Source organism: Microbulbifer halophilus (assembly GCF_026183675.1).
Classification (GTDB): Bacteria; Pseudomonadota; Gammaproteobacteria; order Pseudomonadales; family Cellvibrionaceae; genus Microbulbifer; species Microbulbifer halophilus.
Window position 1 is genome coordinate 83524 of record NZ_JAPIVK010000008.1, and the last position, 17403, is coordinate 100926.

Annotated in this window: 11 protein-coding genes; 4 read left to right on the top strand and 7 right to left on the bottom strand. The window is 65.5% G+C overall.

Annotated features, from left to right (window positions below; all coding sequences use genetic code 11):
- Window positions 1–7: 7 nt before the first annotated feature.
- The 7 genes from OQE62_RS05980 to OQE62_RS06010 form a co-directional block, all read right to left on the bottom strand.
- Window positions 8–2029, bottom strand: a complete 2022-nt coding sequence (locus tag OQE62_RS05980) for an outer membrane lipoprotein-sorting protein (RefSeq protein WP_265721090.1) — start codon at window positions 2027–2029, stop codon at window positions 8–10.
- A complete protein-coding gene (locus OQE62_RS05985; protein WP_265721091.1) occupies window positions 2029–2760 on the bottom strand; it encodes an ABC transporter ATP-binding protein in 732 nt (243 codons plus the stop codon). The genes OQE62_RS05980 and OQE62_RS05985 overlap by 1 nt, the downstream gene beginning before the upstream one ends.
- Before the next feature lie 45 nt (window positions 2761–2805).
- On the bottom strand, window positions 2806–4053 hold the full coding sequence (locus OQE62_RS05990) for a hypothetical protein (RefSeq protein WP_265721092.1): 1248 nt from the start codon (window positions 4051–4053) through the stop codon (window positions 2806–2808).
- The gene (locus tag OQE62_RS05995) at window positions 4029–5804 is read right to left on the bottom strand and encodes a class I adenylate-forming enzyme family protein (RefSeq protein ID WP_265721093.1); all 1776 of its coding nucleotides are present in this window, start codon (window positions 5802–5804) and stop codon (window positions 4029–4031) included. The genes OQE62_RS05990 and OQE62_RS05995 overlap by 25 nt, the downstream gene beginning before the upstream one ends.
- Window positions 5801–7219: a hypothetical protein gene (locus tag OQE62_RS06000; protein ID WP_265721094.1), complete on the bottom strand. Its 1419-nt coding sequence runs from the start codon at window positions 7217–7219 to the stop codon at window positions 5801–5803. Before OQE62_RS06000 ends, OQE62_RS05995 begins: the two co-directional genes overlap by 4 nt.
- An 11-nt stretch (window positions 7220–7230) precedes the next feature.
- Window positions 7231–8334 carry an NAD-dependent epimerase/dehydratase family protein gene (locus OQE62_RS06005; protein WP_265721095.1) on the bottom strand — a complete coding sequence of 368 codons (1104 nt, stop codon included), beginning with the start codon at window positions 8332–8334 and terminating at the stop codon, window positions 7231–7233.
- 79 nt (window positions 8335–8413) lie between these two features.
- Complete coding sequence (locus OQE62_RS06010; protein WP_265721096.1) at window positions 8414–9727, bottom strand: 3-dehydroquinate synthase II; 1314 nt, start codon at window positions 9725–9727, stop codon at window positions 8414–8416.
- Between the two features lie 317 nt (window positions 9728–10044).
- Here OQE62_RS06010 and epmB point away from each other — a divergent pair, with 317 nt between their 5' ends.
- The 4 genes from epmB (at window position 10045) to OQE62_RS06030 (ending at window position 17247) form a co-directional block, all read left to right on the top strand.
- Window positions 10045–11076 carry an EF-P beta-lysylation protein EpmB gene (gene epmB, locus OQE62_RS06015; RefSeq protein WP_265721097.1) on the top strand — a complete coding sequence of 344 codons (1032 nt, stop codon included), beginning with the start codon at window positions 10045–10047 and terminating at the stop codon, window positions 11074–11076.
- Between the two features lie 114 nt (window positions 11077–11190).
- Window positions 11191–12882, top strand: coding sequence for a hypothetical protein (locus tag OQE62_RS06020; protein WP_265721098.1), 1692 nt, complete (start codon window positions 11191–11193; stop codon window positions 12880–12882).
- A gap of 144 nt (window positions 12883–13026) precedes the next feature.
- Complete coding sequence (locus tag OQE62_RS06025; protein WP_265721099.1) at window positions 13027–15114, top strand: GGDEF/EAL domain-containing response regulator; 2088 nt, start codon at window positions 13027–13029, stop codon at window positions 15112–15114.
- Between the two features lie 162 nt (window positions 15115–15276).
- Window positions 15277–17247: a M1 family metallopeptidase gene (locus tag OQE62_RS06030; RefSeq protein ID WP_265721100.1), complete on the top strand. Its 1971-nt coding sequence runs from the start codon at window positions 15277–15279 to the stop codon at window positions 17245–17247.
- Window positions 17248–17403 lie beyond the last annotated feature (156 nt).

The window sequence follows — 17403 nt, forward strand, 5'->3', positions numbered from 1 at the left end:
TCTGCTCCTACAGGGTCATCAGTGTGTCGACGGTAAACAGGCTCTCGGGCGGGCTGGCCTCGGAGACCCGGGCGTATTCCAGCAGGCTGAAGCGCTCGGGGAAGTTGGCGTTGACGATCTTCATGCTGGACACGAAGGGCTGTTCCTCGCCGTCCACCAGAACCCGATTGCGGTACTCGAAGTGGGCCACCTTGAAGGTCATGCCGCTGGAGGTCAGGAATTCCGCCTTGATGCCCAGGCGGGTGTTCCGGTCGAGGTAGTAGATGATGGATTCATAGGTAGCGCCGTCGGTGGCGGCAGTCAGGCGGAGCTTGTGGCAGGGGCGGCCGTCCAGCTCCTCGACACCCAGGTACTCGGGGTTGTAGTCGCGCGCGTACTGGGTGGCGGCGATATCGCCGTTGGCCGCCTCGCCCACCAGTCGCTGCTGTGGACTGATACTGACCGGTTTGCGCAGGCCGGGCTTGGCGTACCACATGGCGCGGGATGCGATCAGTATCTTCTCGCCGCGGTAGCGGCGCGGTGCGGTGGTCATCGCCAGTGCGCGGCCATCGCGCACGGCGATGTCGTAGCTGGTGTCGGTGGCGCCGGCCGGGTCCTCGGTGTGGATGGTCAGCTTCCACTTGTAGCTGCCCCAGCCGCCGCGGGCCAGGTCTGCCTCGCGCAGCCAGCGGCGCAGTGTTTCTGCATCCGGTGCGGCTCGCTGCCCCGCGGAGGGTTGTGGGGCGGTTTCGCTGGCACCGGCCGGCAACACCGTGCCGAAAGCTAGCAGCAGGCAGGCGGCGCCGGCCAGCAGCCGGGTCAGCGGCACGCCGCGACGCCCCGGGCGCACTTCGCCGCCGACGCGCTTGCGCGCGGTGACCAGGGCACCGAGGGCTATGCCCAGGCCGGCGCAGGCAATGGCGGTCAGCGCCCATAGCGGCGGCAATTGCAGTTTCAGGATGGCCGGTTCGGCGATGCGCGGCAGCTGGGTCTGCACGCCGGCGGCGGCGATTGCAGCAATGACCGTGTAGGCCAGCATTGTGGCGGCGGCCGCGGCGGCCAGTGTCGTCAGCACGCTCTCGCGCAGGAAGAGTCCGGCGATGCGCCTGCGGCCGAAGCCCATGGCGCGCAGCGTGCCGATTTCGCGGGTGCGGTCGGCCACGTTCATCGCCACTGTGTGCTGGATGGTGGTCAGCGCGATGGTGAATACCACGATACCGGTAAAGGCGAACACCAGATTAAAGAAGCCCATAAAGCTGGTGTACAGCTGGCCTATCTGCGGGTGATTCCAGGTGGTGACCTCGAAACGGCCCGGGGCCCGCTGTTCCAGTTCTGCGGCCAGCCAGTCGCGGAAGGTGCCGGCGTGGCTGCGGTCGTCCAGCTGTACTGCGACCCGCGACACCACATCTGTGTCGTACAGGGACTGCAGCAGCGCCAGTGGTGCCTTCAGGCCCTTGCCTTCGATTGCCTCGATGCCGGTGGAGAAGTCCCCGGCGAGCGGTGCCTCTATCGCATTCATGCGGTTGGCGTAGGAGGCGGAGAAGAGCTGGAGAGTGGAGCCTTTGTCCGGGTAGCCGAGTAGATCCTGCAACTGCCTGGTCAGCAGCAGGCCGTCGTCGGACAGCGGCGAGGCCTGTGAGGCCAGCGGGCTCTCCGCCTGCAGTGCTGCCTCAAAGGCCGGGTCTATGCCGCGGGCCAGGAACACCGAACTCTCCGCGCCCGCCTGTACTACGCCGACACCCACCAACTGGTCCGAGGCGCGGACAAAGCGCGGCTGGTCGGCGACGAGCCGGTGAATCAGTGCCTGATCATCGCGATTCAAGGAGTACTCCGCCGGCGCCGCCGCCAGTTGCTCAGGACCGTCCTGGCGGTAGATCTGCACGTGCGCGTTGGCATCGCGATAGATGACGACGGAGGCGAGGGAGCTCTCCACGAAACGGATATAGCCGAGGAACATCAGCACCGCGAACAGGCCGGCGCCCACGGCGATCACTGTGGCGAGGGTGCGCCGCCGGTCGCGGTAGAGATTGCGGAAAGCCATGGACCACATCACGCCACCTCGCTTTTGCCGGTTTGCAGGGCGGTACTGGTGTCCGCTGCTGAGTCATCGGTTGACGTCAGGCGGCCATCGCGCAGTTCCACCACGCGACCTACGTGCTCCAGCAGCCGCTGGTCGTGGGTGGAGAAGACGAAAGTCACCTGCTGCTCGGTGTTGAGCTCCTTCATCAGCTCGACCAGCGACAGCGCACTGGCGGTGTCGAGGCTGGCAGTGGGCTCATCCGCGAGAATCAGTTTTGGTTCGGTGACCAGCGCGCGCGCGACGGCGACCCGCTGGCGCTGGCCGCCGGACAGTTGATCCGGGCGGAAGTCGGCAAAGCGCGCCAGGCCCACCGACTCGAGCGCGGCGCGGGCGCGTCGCTCCATTCCGGATTTGGAAAGGCGGTGCAGGTGCAATGGCAGCATCACATTCTCCAGCGCGGTCAGTACCGGCACCAGGTTGAAGTTCTGGAAGATGATGCCGTAGGTGCGGCTGCGCAGTGTGTCCAGCGCTTGCCCGTCCAACTGGCTCACCGGCTGGCCCAGCACCCGGATTTCGCCACTGTCGGCGGCATCGAGACAGCCGATCAGGTTCAGCATGGTGGTTTTGCCACTGCCGCTGGGGCCGGTGAGGGCCACGAAGTCGCCGTGTTGCACGGTAAAGTCGACGCTGTCGAGCGCGGTGACCTCCACCTCGCCGAGCCGGTAGCTTTTACTGACGGATTCGAGTTCGACCAGGTTCATTGGCTTCTCCTTTCATTTCCTTGTTTCTCGTGTTGTCCCGCCGCGTCAGAAGAAGACGTCCAGGGCCAGGTAGGCGCTGCGGGTTACTGGCTGTGTCATCGACAGCGCCTCGCCGGCACGGCTGTGAGACAGCCCCATGTACAGGGTGGTGGCGTCGCCGGGGCTGTAGGACAGCTCGGCAAAGCTGCTGGTACTGGCGCTGTCCAGCCCCTGCAGCAGGCGCGCGGTCAGATTCCAGCGGCGATCGCCGAACAGCTTCGGCCAGGTGGTCTGCAACAGCGCGTAGCGGCTCTGCGCGTAGGGGTGCAGCGGACGATTGCGCGAGGGGCCGCGGCCGGCCGACGGAAAGGCGGCGATCAGGGGGTTGCGGATTTCCGAGTCGTTCTGGGCGTAGCCGTTGTAGACCAGTTCCAGGCCTATCTCGGCGCCGGAGGAGGCGCCGTAGCGCAGGTTGACGAGGCCGTCCCAGCGCCAGTGCGCGCGGTTCTGGGCGAGCGGCTGCGTGCCGCCGTCTCGGCGGGCGTAGCCGCGCGACACGGCTGCCTCGAAACCGAGGGTCCAGGCCTCGCCGAGGCCGTGCTGAAAGTAGCCGCCGAAGTAGGGGCGGAAACCGCCTCCGCCGCCGGTGACGGCACCGAGGGTGGTGATTTGTCCCTCGACCCAGTTCCACTCGGTGCGGGCCAGGCCGAAGGTGCCGCCGGTATCGATGCCGGCGACGTCATCCAGGCGCGGATCCGCCAACAGCAAGTTGAGGCGGCCGCGCCCGGCGATGTCTGTGGCGGCGAAGATCATCGGCTTGCCGGGAATATCCCGTCGCGGGGTCAAGGCGCCGTTATCCGGGAACAGACGGTTGGTGGGGCTGTACAGCAGCGACGGTCCCCAGCCCACCAGTCGTTTGCCGGCACCAATCCGGGCGCCGCCCTCCAGGTCGCGCAACAGGTAACCCTCGGCCAGCCAGTCCGGCTGCGGGTCTGTCATCGCCTCCGGTCGATCGTCGTGGTCCAGTGCCAGGCGGGGTTTCAGTACGGCGCGGGTGCCGTCGCAGGCCTCGATGTTGCAGCGCAGCTGCAGGTCGAGGCGCAGTTCGGCCGCACTGCGGTCGGCGTAACCGCCGCCCAGTGGCGCGAACAGCGATTCGCGCTCGCGGATCAACTGCAGGGACAGGTCCCGCTGGGCGCTCCAACTGCTCTGCGGTTCCTGTGTCTCGAAGGCCCAGTCGTCGTCCGCCGCTGTGGGTGCGGCGCAGAGAGCTGCAAGCAGCGCCGGGATCAGGCCGGTTCGCGGATTTCGCATGGCGTCCTCTCCGGTGCTTCTTCCCGGTGTGCCTGCAGCAGGCCGTTGTACTCCTCGCGCAGGCGGCGCTTGAGAGTCTTGCCGGTGGCGCCGATGGGGAACTCGTTCCAGTCGACCAGCCACAGGTATGCCAGCCGTTGTGCCTCCGGCAGTTGTCGGTTCAGCTCGTGCCTGAAAGATTCGCTGTTGTCGATCGGTGCGTCGCCGTGGAGCGCCACCACCGCCGCGGGCACTTCCGCACTCTCCGGCTGTGGGCGTACACCAAATACGCAAGTGTCCAGTACGCCACTCTGTTTCAGTACTATCTCTTCGAGCGGCAGGGTGTACGCCGGGCCGCGGTCGGTGTGTATCACATCTACCTCCCGGTCCAGGTGCACCACTTCGCCGTCTTCGCCGAGGCGCACCATGTCGCCGGTGAACCACCAGCCGTCGCAGGTGGCGGCGTAGAAGACATCGTGGGCATTCCAGTAGCCGTCGAACATGCTTTTGCCCTTGATCATCAGCCGGCCGACCTCGCCCCGGGGCACCGGTGTGCCGTCGGTGTCGGCGATCTTGATTTGTGGTCCCAGCGGAGTCTTGCGGCCGACGCGACGCGCAAATTTTTGCGTCCAGGGGGTGGCGATACGCAGCAGTGCGGCGATGCCCACCTCACTGGAGCCCAGGCCGTCCACAAACAGTGAGCCGCGTTTGGGAATACCCAGGCGGGTAAAGAAAGAGCCGCGCGGGATAAATGCGCGCTGCTGTACTTCGTGGCTGGCGTCGGCGGTGGTACCCCAGATGCGGATGCTGCTCAGGTCCAGGTCGAGTGCGCCGGCCTGCATGAGGCGGGTGTAGGTGATCGGGAAACCGAAGAAGACCGTCGGTTTGCGGCGCTCCAGTTGTCGCACCAGGCCCGGCGCCGCCAGTTCGCTGTCGACGATGCAGCGCACGCCCATCAACAGCACGCCGTGCAGGTACAGGTGCGATACCTGGTGGTTGAGCGGCAGGGCGAAACAGGCCAGGTCGCGGCGGGACACCGGGTTGAACAGCACGATCGAACGCAGCGACTGGGCGATGCCCTCGGCTTTCAGGATCACCCCCTTGGGCACGCCGGTGGTGCCGGAGGTGTGCACTATGTACATCGGGTCTGCCGGGCCGCGGTCGGGTTGGGGCGCTGCCGGCAGCTCTGCCGCCAGCAGGTCCTGCAGGCGATGCAGCGGCGGGCTCCCGGTGTCGCTGTGCCCCGCTGCGTCAGTCAGCACCACCTGTTCGACAGTGGCGGGCAGCCTGCCGTCGCCCGGGCCGCTCAGCTTTTGCCAGCCGGCGCCGTCACTGACCAGCAGCTTTGCGGCCAGGCGCTCCATGTAGCCGGCCGCGATTTCCGGGGCCACATTGACATTGATGGGCACCGCGATGGCGCCGAGGCGCAGGGCAGCCACAGAGAACAGGAAATAGTCGAACTGGTTGGCCTTGTAGATGGCGATGCGGTCGCCCTTGCGGGCACCCAAGTGGTGCCAGCAGGCGGCCAGGCGCCCGGCCATGTCGAGGATCTGCGGGGCATTCCAGTGCCGCTCGTCGTGCCAGGCCAGCGGCTGCGCCAGTTCTATCAGCTTGCGTTCGCCGTGGCGGCGCGCGGCAAATTCCAGTGCGCGGTCGATGCGGTCGTCCCAGCTTGCCAGCAGCGCCAGGCGGCCGATATAACCGAGGCGTACGGCGACGAACGAGAGGTAGCCGAGTAGCAGCAGGAAAATTGCGGTCAGTGCGTAGCTCATAGAGGTTTTAACTCCGGGGTGGATTCCAGCTCATCCAGCAGCCGCCGCAGCTCGCACAGATAGGGTGCGGCGAATTCCGCGTGGATGTCGCTGAAGGCCGTGCGTCGGTAGACCAGGTCCAGTTGCATGCGGCCGTTGACGGTGGGGGTATACAGGATGAAATCGTAGGGCGGCACCAGGCAGCCGAAGCCGACGTAGCTCTGGGTGCAGTGTTCCGGCGACCCGAAAGACGAGAAGTCCTCTGCGATGCGGCCGGGATTGGAGTAGCAGGCGTTTGTGCCCTGGCAGCGGTTCAGCAGGCGGCGCGACAGGCCGCGCAGGGCCGGTAGCCGCAGCAGCGGCAGCAGCGATTCCAGCCGTGCCAGTTCGGTGCCTATTTCGCGCTCGCTGCGCGCGTTGCCGACGGCGCGGTGCACACTGCGTACGAGGGCCCTTGTGCCTTGGCCCATGGACAGGCGGATGTTGCTTGGTACCAGGTAGTTGCGGAAACTGAGGTCGTAGCTGCGCTCTATCAGCCGGCGCAGGCTCACTGCGCAGGTGATGCGCAGACGACCGCGACGGGACGGCGCGCGGGACTCCATCAGTCGAGCCAGCGCGGCGCACAGCAGCGTGTTGACCGTGACACCAGCGTCTCTGGCGATACGGCCGAGGCGCAGTTCCAGGTCTTCCGGCAACAGGCTCTGGAAGAAGTCCAACTGGCCGATACCCGGGTCGCTGGAGGGGCGCTCCCAGCGCTGGCCGCGCAGATCCAGATGCAGGCCGGTGTCGCTCCGCAGCAGGTCGGCGGTGACACTGCCCAGTGCCCGCAACCAACGCCGCGCGCGGTGCAGTGGCCGGTACCAGTCGGGACGGATTTCCGTCAGCGGCGCAAAGGGCAGCCGACGGCTCGGGATGTCGGCGCCGGGTACACCGCAGAGGTGCGCGTAGTGATCGATAATCGCGCGCAACAGCAGGCAGTCGCTGCGCGCATCCGCCACGCCGTGGTGGCTGCTCAGGTAGACGCAGGAGTTATGGCCGTTGCCGCCGGTTACCAGCAGCAGCTGTAGCGGCAGACGGGCACGCCAATTGAGCCGGCGCGCGGAACTGAAGTCCATCAACAGGTGGCGGAAGGCCGGGTCGCTGAAATCGCAAGTGCCGGGGTAGTCCCGGTGTTCCACCCAGCGCGTGTCCGCACTGTCGTGCTCGTGCAATACCGCGCCGTCCGGGCGGGTATGCAGCAGCGGAATCTGCGCCGTGGCGCGGCGCACGCTTTGCTCCAGTATTGCCGGGTCCAGCCGCCCACTGACGATCATGATCTGGTTGGTATTGACGTTGGCCATTTCCCCCAGATGCAGGAACACTTCGGCCAGGGCATCCAGTGGCCGGGTGCTGCCCGCCATGGTGGTGGTGCCCGTTGTGCTGCTTAGCGCGGTCACGGCTCTCTCCCTCAACTGGCCTCGGTCACTTCGGCGTCATGTGTCTCGCGCTGCGGCTGTGACTCGCTGGCGTACCAGTTGCAAAGAGCATGGAGCTCGTCGCGATTGAGGGGCTTTACCGGCCGGCCGCGGCCGGTGGCGGCATCTAGTTGCGAACGGTCGAATTGCCACTCGGTGCGCGCGAACGGACGGTTGGGCCTGACGGCGCGATCGAATTTCTGCTCCAGCGAGGTGGTGGGGGAACCGAGGCGTGCCTTGACGCCGGCCACGTCGCCCCAGATGTGGACTATCTCTTCCATCGGCACGCGGATACCGCCGGCGCAGTGGAAAACTTCGAAGTCTTTGCCGGCGTCCCGGCGGAGGGACAGGGAGCAGGCGTCGCTGGTTAGTTGGTCAATCGGTACCAGGTCCGGCCGAGCGTCCGCCAGCAGGTCCACGGTCAGTTCCCGGTGCCCGGCCCTGGCGATGGCAATCATTGCGTCCTGGAACATGTAAAAGCCGAAGCCGTTGCGGTGTGCCCAGCCGGTGGTGCTATGGCCGACCACGACAGTGGGGCGGAAGATGCTGACCGGCAGCTGGTGGCGCTGGTGCAGCAGGTGCAGGGACTGCTCGGTGCTCCACTTTGCAACCTGGTAGGTGTTGATCATGCGGCTTTTCGTATGCAGTTCCTCGCGCACGGTGCCGCCGGCCATGCCCGCGACATAGGCGGTGGACACATAGTAGAAGCGGCGGCAGTTGGGGGCGCATCGGGCGACCGTTTCGTAGAGGCGCGCACTGTTGCCGACATTGGTGTCGAAGGACGCCGCCAGCTTGTGTGCCGAGTAACTCATCTCCGCAGCCACATGCCAGACACTGGTGATATCCGCCAGTTTGTCTTCGGTCAGATGGGTTTCCAGTTGGGCAAAATCGATATTCACTACACGCAGGTGTTTTCTGACTGCGCCGGTGATATCCAGGCCGCAGCCGTGGGCGGCAGTGAGCACGGCGTTGACGGTGCGCACGCCGTCCGGGTCATTGCGCGAGACGGCGGTAACGCCGGCGCCGCGGGCGAGAAAGCTGGCGGCCAGAGCGCTGCCGACAAAACCGGTGGCGCCGGTGATCAGAATCTGGTGCACTTCCACACTCCTTGATATTTTGGTTTGCTGGCAAAAAGACGGGCGGCGCTTCGGCGTGCCACCCGCCGGGTGGGAGGGGTCACAGTTCGATGATGTGCTCGTCGACTTTCACGCCCACATGGCGGCCGGGCTCGGTGCCGAAACCGAGTACGCGATCGCCGGGCTTTAGTTCGGTGACGTTGAGGGGCTTGGCCTTGTCGGAGAAAACCCGCACGTGCCAGTCGTCCTGCATGATGATGTTGACCTTGCGGTTGTCCGGGAAAGTGGCCTCGATCAATAGCAGTGGACGGATTTCGGTCTTGGTGCGGCCCACGTAAACCTGGCGGGTTTCGCCGCTGGCGTTGACGGTGGTCAGCTGGCTGCCGGCGCGCAGTTCGCTGATATAGCTGGTGCGGTCGTTGCCCTGAAATACGTAGCTATGCACCGAGGCCGCATTGATGCGAAAGGGGCGCAGTTCCATATAGGGCAAGTGGAAAACCTCGGGGCAGCAGAGAATGCCGCCGGTAGAGGTGGAGCCCACGAGAATGCCCTCGTCCGGGTTGAACATGTGCGTGGCATCGATACAGGCGCGGTAGCCCAGGCCGAGATGAGTGGTGCGGTCGATCGTGCCCACCTGGATATCGATTTTCGGGGATGCCTGTGTGTCCATCTTGCTGGCGAAGCGGTCAAACTGCTCCATGCTGGTGAAGGACGCCAGCACGCCATCGCTGCCCATTTCCAGTACACCGAGTGCGATCACCGCGTCGTCCACGTCCTGATGCACTTCTTTCAGCAATACCGTGTTGGTCTTGTGCAGCTCGGCGATGACCAGCTCCAGCGGGATATTGGTCGGGTCCTTGAAGGACACCATCAGATGGTCGTAGTGCATGCCCTGGTGGAACGACGCATGCAGGCTGTCGGCGTTGTCGACATGCATGCGCAGGCTGGTGCGATAGCCGGCCTCGCGCGCCGCCGTGAGCACTTCCGGCTTATAGCTGGATATCACCGCGATGCGTTTCCTGCCAGCGTCGCTCTCCAGCAGCTCGGCGTGGCGGGACCACTCTTCACTGTTCTCGAGGTGCAGCACCCGCTGCAGGCGCGGCGACACCCCCTGATCCAGCGATTCGAAGTTTTCGCTGTAGAGCACTAAGCCGTTGTAGCGGCCCTGGCCGAGACGCTGCAGAATCGCGGTGCGGGTCTCGTCGTCGAGGGAGGCCAGTGCGCGGGAGTCGTACCAGAGCACGTTTTCGCGGCTGTCCGGCAACTCGGTAGTGGCCGGGAAGAGCGCGGTGTTGGCCGGAGGTGCCGGCTTGAGCGGTGTAGTGGGTTCGCGCTTGTCCACGGCCGCTTTCGCGGCGCTTTGCTTGCCGCGTTTTTTTTCCGCTGCCGGACGTTTGCTCTCAACTTGTTCCATGGTTTCCTGACTCACTGGTTGAACGGTTTACAGGTTGTAGGGAAGGCCCGCGCTGGGCGGGCCGTCGGGAAGCCGGGGTAAACCGGGAGGAGAGACTGCCTGAACTGCACCTGCCGACAGCTTCCCTGTGCTTGGCTGGGGGGCCATTTGCATCGCTGTGCAGGCTATTGCGGGGGGCGGCGGAACGTCACCTGGCAGAAATGCTAGGTGTCGATTTCTGGCATCTTTGTTAACGAAGATGCGAATCGAACTGCTGCTCGAGAAACGTAGAATATGGCGCCATCTGGTACAATTCGCTTATTTCACTGGCTGAATCTATGATCCGGGATCTCTTGGCTACCGATGCCGGCGCGCGCGGCCCAAACACCGCTGAGAGCCGCCGCTGGCAGGATGAAATGGCTGATCTGGTAACCGATCCCCGCGAATTGCTGCAACTGCTGCAGTTGGACGCCGGGCAACTGCCGGCGGCAGTCGCGGCCGGTGGCGAGTTCGCGCTGCGCGTGCCGCGGCCCTTCCTGAATCGCATCCGGCCCGGCGACCCGCGGGATCCGCTGCTGCTGCAGGTACTGCCGGGCGCGCCGGAACTGGAGGCGAACCCGGGCTACAGCGCCGACCCGCTGGAGGAGGCGGGGGCCAATCCGGTGCCGGGGGTGGTACACAAGTACCGCGGGCGCCTGCTGCTGATCGCCGCCGGCCAGTGCGCGGTGAATTGCCGCTACTGTTTCCGCCGCCAGTTCCCCTACAGCGACAACCACCTGAACCGCAGCCAGATGTGCGCGGCGCTGGACTATATCCGCGCGCAGGGGGACCTGCGCGAGGTGATCCTGAGCGGCGGCGACCCGCTGGTGCTGAACGACCGCCAACTGGCCCGGTTGGCCGGGGAGCTGGCGGCGATTCCGCAACTGGACAAACTGCGCGTGCACAGCCGCCTGCCGATTGTCGCCCCCAGCCGCATCACCGACGGGCTGGTCGAGTGGCTGGCCGGCACGCGTTTGAAACCGGTGCTGGTGCTGCACTGCAACCACGCCAACGAAATCGACGGCGCCGTGCGCGCGGCACTGCAGAAGCTCCGCGCCGCCGGCGTCACCCTCCTCAACCAGGCGGTACTGCTGAGGGGCGTCAACGACAGCGCCGGGGCGCTGGAAAACCTGAGCGAGGCGCTGTTCGATGCCGGTGTGCTGCCCTACTACCTGCACCAGTTGGATCGGGTGCAGGGCGCGGCGCATTTCGAGGTGGACGACGCCCGCGCGCGGGCGCTGGTGGCGCGGATTCGCGGGCACCTGCCGGGCTACCTGGTACCGACGCTGGTGCGCGAGATTCCCGGCGAAGTATCCAAGTCGCCGCTCTGAGGCGGCGGGCAAAGGCGCAAGTTGCAAAATGGGCGCTGATCGCTTTCTTTCCCGTTTGTTCAAAAAAATACAGGCTCCCTATACTTCGGAAAAACCAAAGGATGGTGTGCCCGAATGCAGGAAGCTGTTTCCCCGGCCGCCGACGCCGCACCACAGGAGCAATGGATCGCCGGTTTGCGGCTGCCGCCCCCCTCCCTGTCGTCACTCAGCTGCGGCTGTGCCAACGAGCGCCAGTTGTTCCGATGGCTGATCGCCTGCGACCTGCAGCCCTACCGGCCCGCTGACCGGCAGCGTCTCGTCGATATGCTGTTTGTCCTGATCGGCGAGATTGCCCGTTGGCAGGCGCCGGCGCCGCGGCGCCTGGCCATGCTGGAGCTGCTGCGCCAGTACACCCTCGCCTGTGTGGATTCCATGGCGCTCCAGCACGCGACCTTCGCCGGGGCCCAGACCATCGAACTGCGCAAGTCGGTACTGGCGGCCATGCGGCTGCTGTTGTACCTGGGGCGCGCCTTTGCCGGCGCCGCCGTACAACTGGCCGGTCCGGACGGTGTGGGGTTGCTGGCGCGGGAGAAATGCGCCCGCAGCCTGCAGCGCGCGGTCGACGTCCACCGCCGCACCGTGCGGTTGCACACCCTGTTCGGGCTGGTGGCACCGGAAAATACCTGGCGGGATATGCAGCTACTGGTGCAACTGGGGCGGCGGTGGAAACTGGCCGACAAGAAAGTGCGGGATACCCGGCATCCCCGCAATCGGGACAGTGCCGCCGGCGCCTACCTGCAGGCGGCACTGTTCGCCAGCGCCAATCCGGTGCAGTTGGCCGCCGACGAGCAGGAGCGCTTCTGGAACAGGACCTGCGACTGGGCCCGGGCCGGGGCCATCGTCGATCGCTATACCGGCAGGGCCAACGCGCTGCTGGCCTCCCTGGCGCTGGACCAGCCTCCGGTGCCTGCCAACCGGCTCGGCAACTGCCCTGTGGACCTGCGGCATTTCAGTGGCAGCCGCGGCTGGAAAGTGGACCTCGGCGGCGTTCTCGCTCTGCTGGAGCGGCAGCGGCGCAGGCGCCGCGACCCCCTGCTGGAACACGCCCGGCAGATCTGGGCCCAGCAGACCGGCCGCGGTGAGCGGCGCACGCCGGTGCAACGAGACTGCGATATCGCCATCGGCATCAGTGCCATCTGCCATCACCTGGGTGGCCGCGGCAAGCTTCCCGGGAAATTTTTCGACGGGGCCGCGCCGGACGGCGATCACCTGTGCCTGGAAGTGGACGCAGTGGATTTCCACTCCGGCCAGACGCTGGGCGAATACGCTGTAGCGCTGCCCCCCGCGCCGGGGCGCGCCGGCGGGACCCGCGCCCGCCGACGCGCCGGCGAGCGCTACCGGCTGGAGCGGGCCAATCTGCTCAACAGCAGCGACCGCGGTATGGGTCTCAGCCTGCCGTTGTCCAGTCGCGACCGGTTGCGGGTCGGCGACCTGCTGGGCCTGCGGCTGGACGGCGCCTGGCAACTGGCGGTGGTCCGCTGGCAGCACACGCTGCCGGATCACTGCCGCGCCGGCGTGGAGGCGCTCGTCGCCGGGCCGCTGCCGGTGGAAGTGCAGCGCCACACCGCCGCCGGCCACCTGTCCGCCCCCATCTCCGGCCTGTTGGTAAAGGCCGTGCGCGGCAAGAGGGCTTCGCTGTTGCTGCCGGTGCCCCTGTTCAAGTGCTACGACACCGTCGAACTGCAGGGGCGGGACCGGTCCCGCGCGGTGACCCTGGAGCGCCAGACCCTCGCCACCGGCAGCTTCGCCGGCTTTGAATTTGTGTGATGCCCGTCGCCGGACGGGTTCGTGTAAGCGCTTGTAAGCCACCATTGCCGCGACCTACACTTAGCCCCCGCGACACCGCACGGCCCGCAGTGCCGGCCCGGCCTGCCGCCGGCCGAAGCAGTAGCAAGAGCACAAGCACAATAAATGAGCAGCAACGACACTATCCGACTCCTGTTGATTCACGATACCCCCTCCGAAGCGCAGCGCCTGGTGAGCATGCTGCACAATGCCGGGCGCCCCAACCGGGCCCAGCATGTCGCCAGTGGCGAGGTGCTGGCCAAGTTGCTGCAGGACAAGACCTGGGATCTGCTGATCGCCGCCGACAACAGCGAAAAAGTGCCGCCGGCAGTGGCGCTGCGCACCATCAGCAAGCTGCAGAAGGATGTGCCGGCGGTGCTGCTCAGCGAGCGCGACGGTGCGCAACCGGTAGTGGAAGGGCTCAAGCTGGGTGCCCGCGACGTGGTCACGGTAGATGAGGACCAGCACCTGCTGATGGTGATCCAGCGGGAGATGATCGCGCTGGAGAACCGCCGCAGGGCGCGCCTGCACGATCGCCGCTACCACGCCACCCTGCAGCGCGCCAAGGAACTGCTGGACAGCTCCAAGGATGCCATCGCCTATGTCTCCGACGGCCTGATCGTCTACGCCAACGACTCCTTCGCCGAGCGCTTTGGCTATTCGGACAATGAGGACGTCGAGTACCAGCCGCTGATCGACATGTTGACGGAGGGCGAACAGGAGGATGCGCGGGATTTCCTCAAGCAGTGCGCCATCGACAACAACGAGGTGGAGGCGCGGGAGTGGAAGTTCACCGCCAAGACCGCCTCCGGCAGCCCGCTGCCGATCCGCGCCGAGGTGTTGTCCACCGTGTACGATGAAGAGCGCTGTCTGCAGGTGCGTATCTCCGCGCGCGGCGGCGACACCGAACAGCTCGAGGCGCAACTCACCGATATCAAGAACCGCGACCCGCTCACCGGCCTCTACAACCGCCAGCACTTCCTGCCACTGCTGGACAAGGTGATCCAGGCCACCGCCGGTTCCCAGCGCACCGGCGGCCTGATGTATATCGAGATCGACCGCTTCGAGGAGACGGTACAGAAAACCGTGGGGGTCGCGGGTGCCGACGCACTGCAGAAAAAACTGGCCGAGCTGCTGCAGTCCAGCCTGCGCCGCGGCGATATGGTGGCCCGCTACGGCGAGCAGAGCTACTGCCTGCTGATGCCGGAGACCACGCCGGACAGCGCCGAGCTGCGCACCCGGGACCTGCTCAACAAAATCGCCGACACCATTTTCGAAGCCGGCGGTAAGACGCTGCATATCACTGCCTCGGCGGGCATCTCGCTGCTGAGCGAAGCCTCCGGCGCGGCGCAGAAGGTGCTCGACCAAGCCCTGCGGGCCCACGACCAGGCGCTGAAGGAGAGTGAAAAAGGCAACGGTTTCGCCCTCTACGAACCGGACACCGACCAGCAGGGCGATGCCGACACCTACCACCGCGCGCGTGTATTGCAGGCGCTGGAAGACGGCAACATGAAGTTGCTCTACCAGCCGATTCTCAGCCTGCAGGGCAGCGGCGAACAGATCTACGAGGTGCTGGTGCGCCTGGTGGATGGCAAGGAGGAACTGGCTCCGGTGGCTTTCCTCGAGGCCCTGGGCGACGCCAGTCTCGCCACCAAGATGGATCGTTGGGTGATACTCAATGCGATCAAGGCCGCCGCCAGACAGCGCGCCGGGGGAAAGGATGTCTCGCTGTTGCTGCATATCACCGGCGCCTCGCTGGTGGACAACGGCCTGCCGGCCTGGCTCGGTGTCGCCTTCAAGGCCGCCAAGGTGCCACCCAAGGGTGTGGTGTTTCAGCTGCGCCAGGAAGATATCGACAGCAACCTGCACGCCGCGCGGGATTTCACCAAGCAGGTCCAGGAGCTCGGCTGCCGTGTTGCCGTGTGCCATTTCGGCACCGGTCTCAACCCCTTCAAGGCGCTGGAGCACGTCAAAGTGGATGTCGCCAAGGTGGACCCCTCATTCGTGCGCGAAGTGCAGGACGAGGGCGAGAGCAGCGAAACCCTGGCCGGCCTGGTCAAGCGGCTGGGTGAGGCCGACACCCGGGTGATAGTGCCGCATATCGAACAGGCCAGCATGCTGCCGACCCTGTGGCAGACCGGCACCGACTATATCCAGGGCTACTATGTGCAGGCGCCGGCGGAAGAGATGGATTTCGACTTCAGCCTGGATTGAGCATTATCGGGACCCGCGGAGCCCCAGCTCCGCTCTCCCTTCGCTCCCAGGCCACCCACCCGTGCAAATCTGCTCCCGATGGGTTTACCAGCATTCCGCATTCCGCATTCCTCAAGTATCCTGTCCTGCGAACCAATAAGCAGAACATCCATGGAGCCCTGCATGTTGCCCCGTATACTCACTACCAGTCTGCTCGCCAGCGCCTTTGCCCTGGCGGTCGGCTGTTCCAAGTCCGAGCCAGCTCCCGAACCGGAGGCGGCCAGGCCCGCGGCGGAAGATAAAGAGGCCGCCGCCCCTGCGACAGAAAAAGCGGACAAAGAAAAAGCCGGCAAAAAATCCCCGGAATCCGGTGTGGATTACCACTCCCTCGCCAATACCGGCGATTACCGGGTCGAGCACCTCGACCTGGACCTGACTGTCGACTTCGAGCGCAAGATACTCGAGGGCGAGGCCAGGCTGCAGTTCAAGCGCCTGAACGACAAGAACCCGCCACTGGTTCTCGATACCCGCGGCCTGGAAATCGAGGCAGTGGAGGCCGGCCACGGCGACACACTGGAGCCGGTGAAGTTCGCCATGGGCGAGACGGATCCGCACCTGGGCACGCCGCTGGAAATCCAGCTGCCGAAAAACGCCACCGCCGTTGCCATCCGGTACCAGACCTCTCCCGACGCCTCCGGCGTGCAGTGGCTGGAGCCGCAGCAGACCGCCGGCGGCGAGTATCCGTTCCTGTTCACCCAGGCCCAGGCGATCCACGCGCGCAGCTTCGTGCCGCTGCAGGATTCGCCGCAGGTGCGCCTCACCTACAACGCCACCATCCGCACGCCGGAAAATCTGCGCGCGGTGATGAGCGCCGACAATGACCCGGAGGCGGAAATCGATGGCGTCTATGAGTTCGAGATGCCGCAGCCGATCCCCTCCTACCTGCTGGCGCTGGCCGTGGGCGACCTGGAATTCAAGCCTATGGGGGAACGCACCGGCGTCTACGCCGAGGCCGAAATCCTCGACGATGCGGCGAAAGAGTTCGAGGACACCGAATCCATGCTCGAGGCCACCGAGAAGGTCTACGGCCCCTACCGCTGGGACCGCTACGACCTGCTGATCCTGCCGCCCAGCTTCCCGTTTGGCGGTATGGAAAACCCGCGCCTGAGCTTTATCACCCCGACCGTGATCGCCGGCGACAAGAGCCTGGTGGCGCTGATCGCCCACGAGCTGGCGCACTCCTGGTCCGGCAACCTGGTCACCAACGCCAGCTGGCGCGACCTGTGGCTGAACGAAGGCTTCACCACCTACCTGACCAACCGCATCATGCAGAATATCTACGGCGACGAGCGTTACCGTATGGAAATGGCGCTGGGCTACGACGACCTGCAGGCGGCCCTGGAAGACAAGCCGGACAGCGACGAGATCATGGCCATCGACCTGCGCGGCCGCGATCCGGACGAGGTCTTCTCCAATATTCCCTACGAGAAGGGCTCGCTGTTTCTGTACGAGCTGGAGCAGAAGATCGGCCGCGAGAATTTCGACCAGTTCCTGCTGGACTACTTCAACGAGTTCTCTTTCCAGAGTATCAACACCGAAGACTTCGTCAGCTATCTGCAGAAGACCCTGCTGGCGCAGTACCCGGACAAACTGGACGAGGCGCGCATCAGGGAGTGGATCTTCGAACCGGGTATTCCCGAGGGCGCGCCGCACCCGCAGTCCGATGCTTTCAGTAAGATTGATCCGGTGCGCCAGCAGTGGCTGGACGACGAGATCGCCGCGGCGGATATCGACACCGGCGACTGGACTTACCACCAGTGGAAGTACTTCCTCGACGGCATGCCGGAGAAGCTGAGCGATGAGCAGCTGCAGGAACTGGACGGGGCCTTCGACCTGACCGAGTCGAAGAACAACGAGATCGCCTTCAGCTGGCTGATGATCGCCGTGCGGAACGACTACGAGCCGGCCAATGCACGGCTGGAGGATTTCCTCACCAGCATCGGCCGCAACAAGTTTCTGCGCCCGCTGTACCGCAACCTGGTGGAAAACGGCGAGCGGGAAAAGGCCGCGCGTATCTTTGAGCAGGCCAAGCCCGGCTATCACCCGCTGACCGTCAAGGTGAACAGCCAGATCATCTACGGCGACGATCAGTGATGCCGTTCCGCGGCAGTCGTGATCGGGATCGCGGCTGCCGCCGCCCGCCAAAAAATTGGCGGGCGATTCCCTTGCCCGCTGTTCAGTGGACCCGCCTTTGAGTAACCTTCCCGAACCGAAAACCGTTCGCAGGTGAGGGAGGTGCTTATGCGAAAC

What these genes read in the sequence shown, in the direction of transcription:
- OQE62_RS06020 (WP_265721098.1), top strand. Translation starts at nt 11,191, where the DNA reads ATGCAGGAAGCTGTTTCCCCGGCCGCCGACGCCGCACCACAGGAGCAA.
- OQE62_RS05985 (WP_265721091.1), bottom strand. Translation starts at nt 2,760, where the DNA reads ATGAACCTGGTCGAACTCGAATCCGTCAGTAAAAGCTACCGGCTCGGC.
- OQE62_RS05995 (WP_265721093.1), bottom strand. Translation starts at nt 5,804, where the DNA reads ATGAGCTACGCACTGACCGCAATTTTCCTGCTGCTACTCGGCTACCTC.
- epmB (WP_265721097.1), top strand. Translation starts at nt 10,045, where the DNA reads ATGATCCGGGATCTCTTGGCTACCGATGCCGGCGCGCGCGGCCCAAAC.
- OQE62_RS05980 (WP_265721090.1), bottom strand. Translation starts at nt 2,029, where the DNA reads ATGTGGTCCATGGCTTTCCGCAATCTCTACCGCGACCGGCGGCGCACC.
- OQE62_RS06025 (WP_265721099.1), top strand. Translation starts at nt 13,027, where the DNA reads ATGAGCAGCAACGACACTATCCGACTCCTGTTGATTCACGATACCCCC.
- OQE62_RS05990 (WP_265721092.1), bottom strand. Translation starts at nt 4,053, where the DNA reads ATGCGAAATCCGCGAACCGGCCTGATCCCGGCGCTGCTTGCAGCTCTC.
- OQE62_RS06010 (WP_265721096.1), bottom strand. Translation starts at nt 9,727, where the DNA reads ATGGAACAAGTTGAGAGCAAACGTCCGGCAGCGGAAAAAAAACGCGGC.
- OQE62_RS06030 (WP_265721100.1), top strand. Translation starts at nt 15,277, where the DNA reads ATGTTGCCCCGTATACTCACTACCAGTCTGCTCGCCAGCGCCTTTGCC.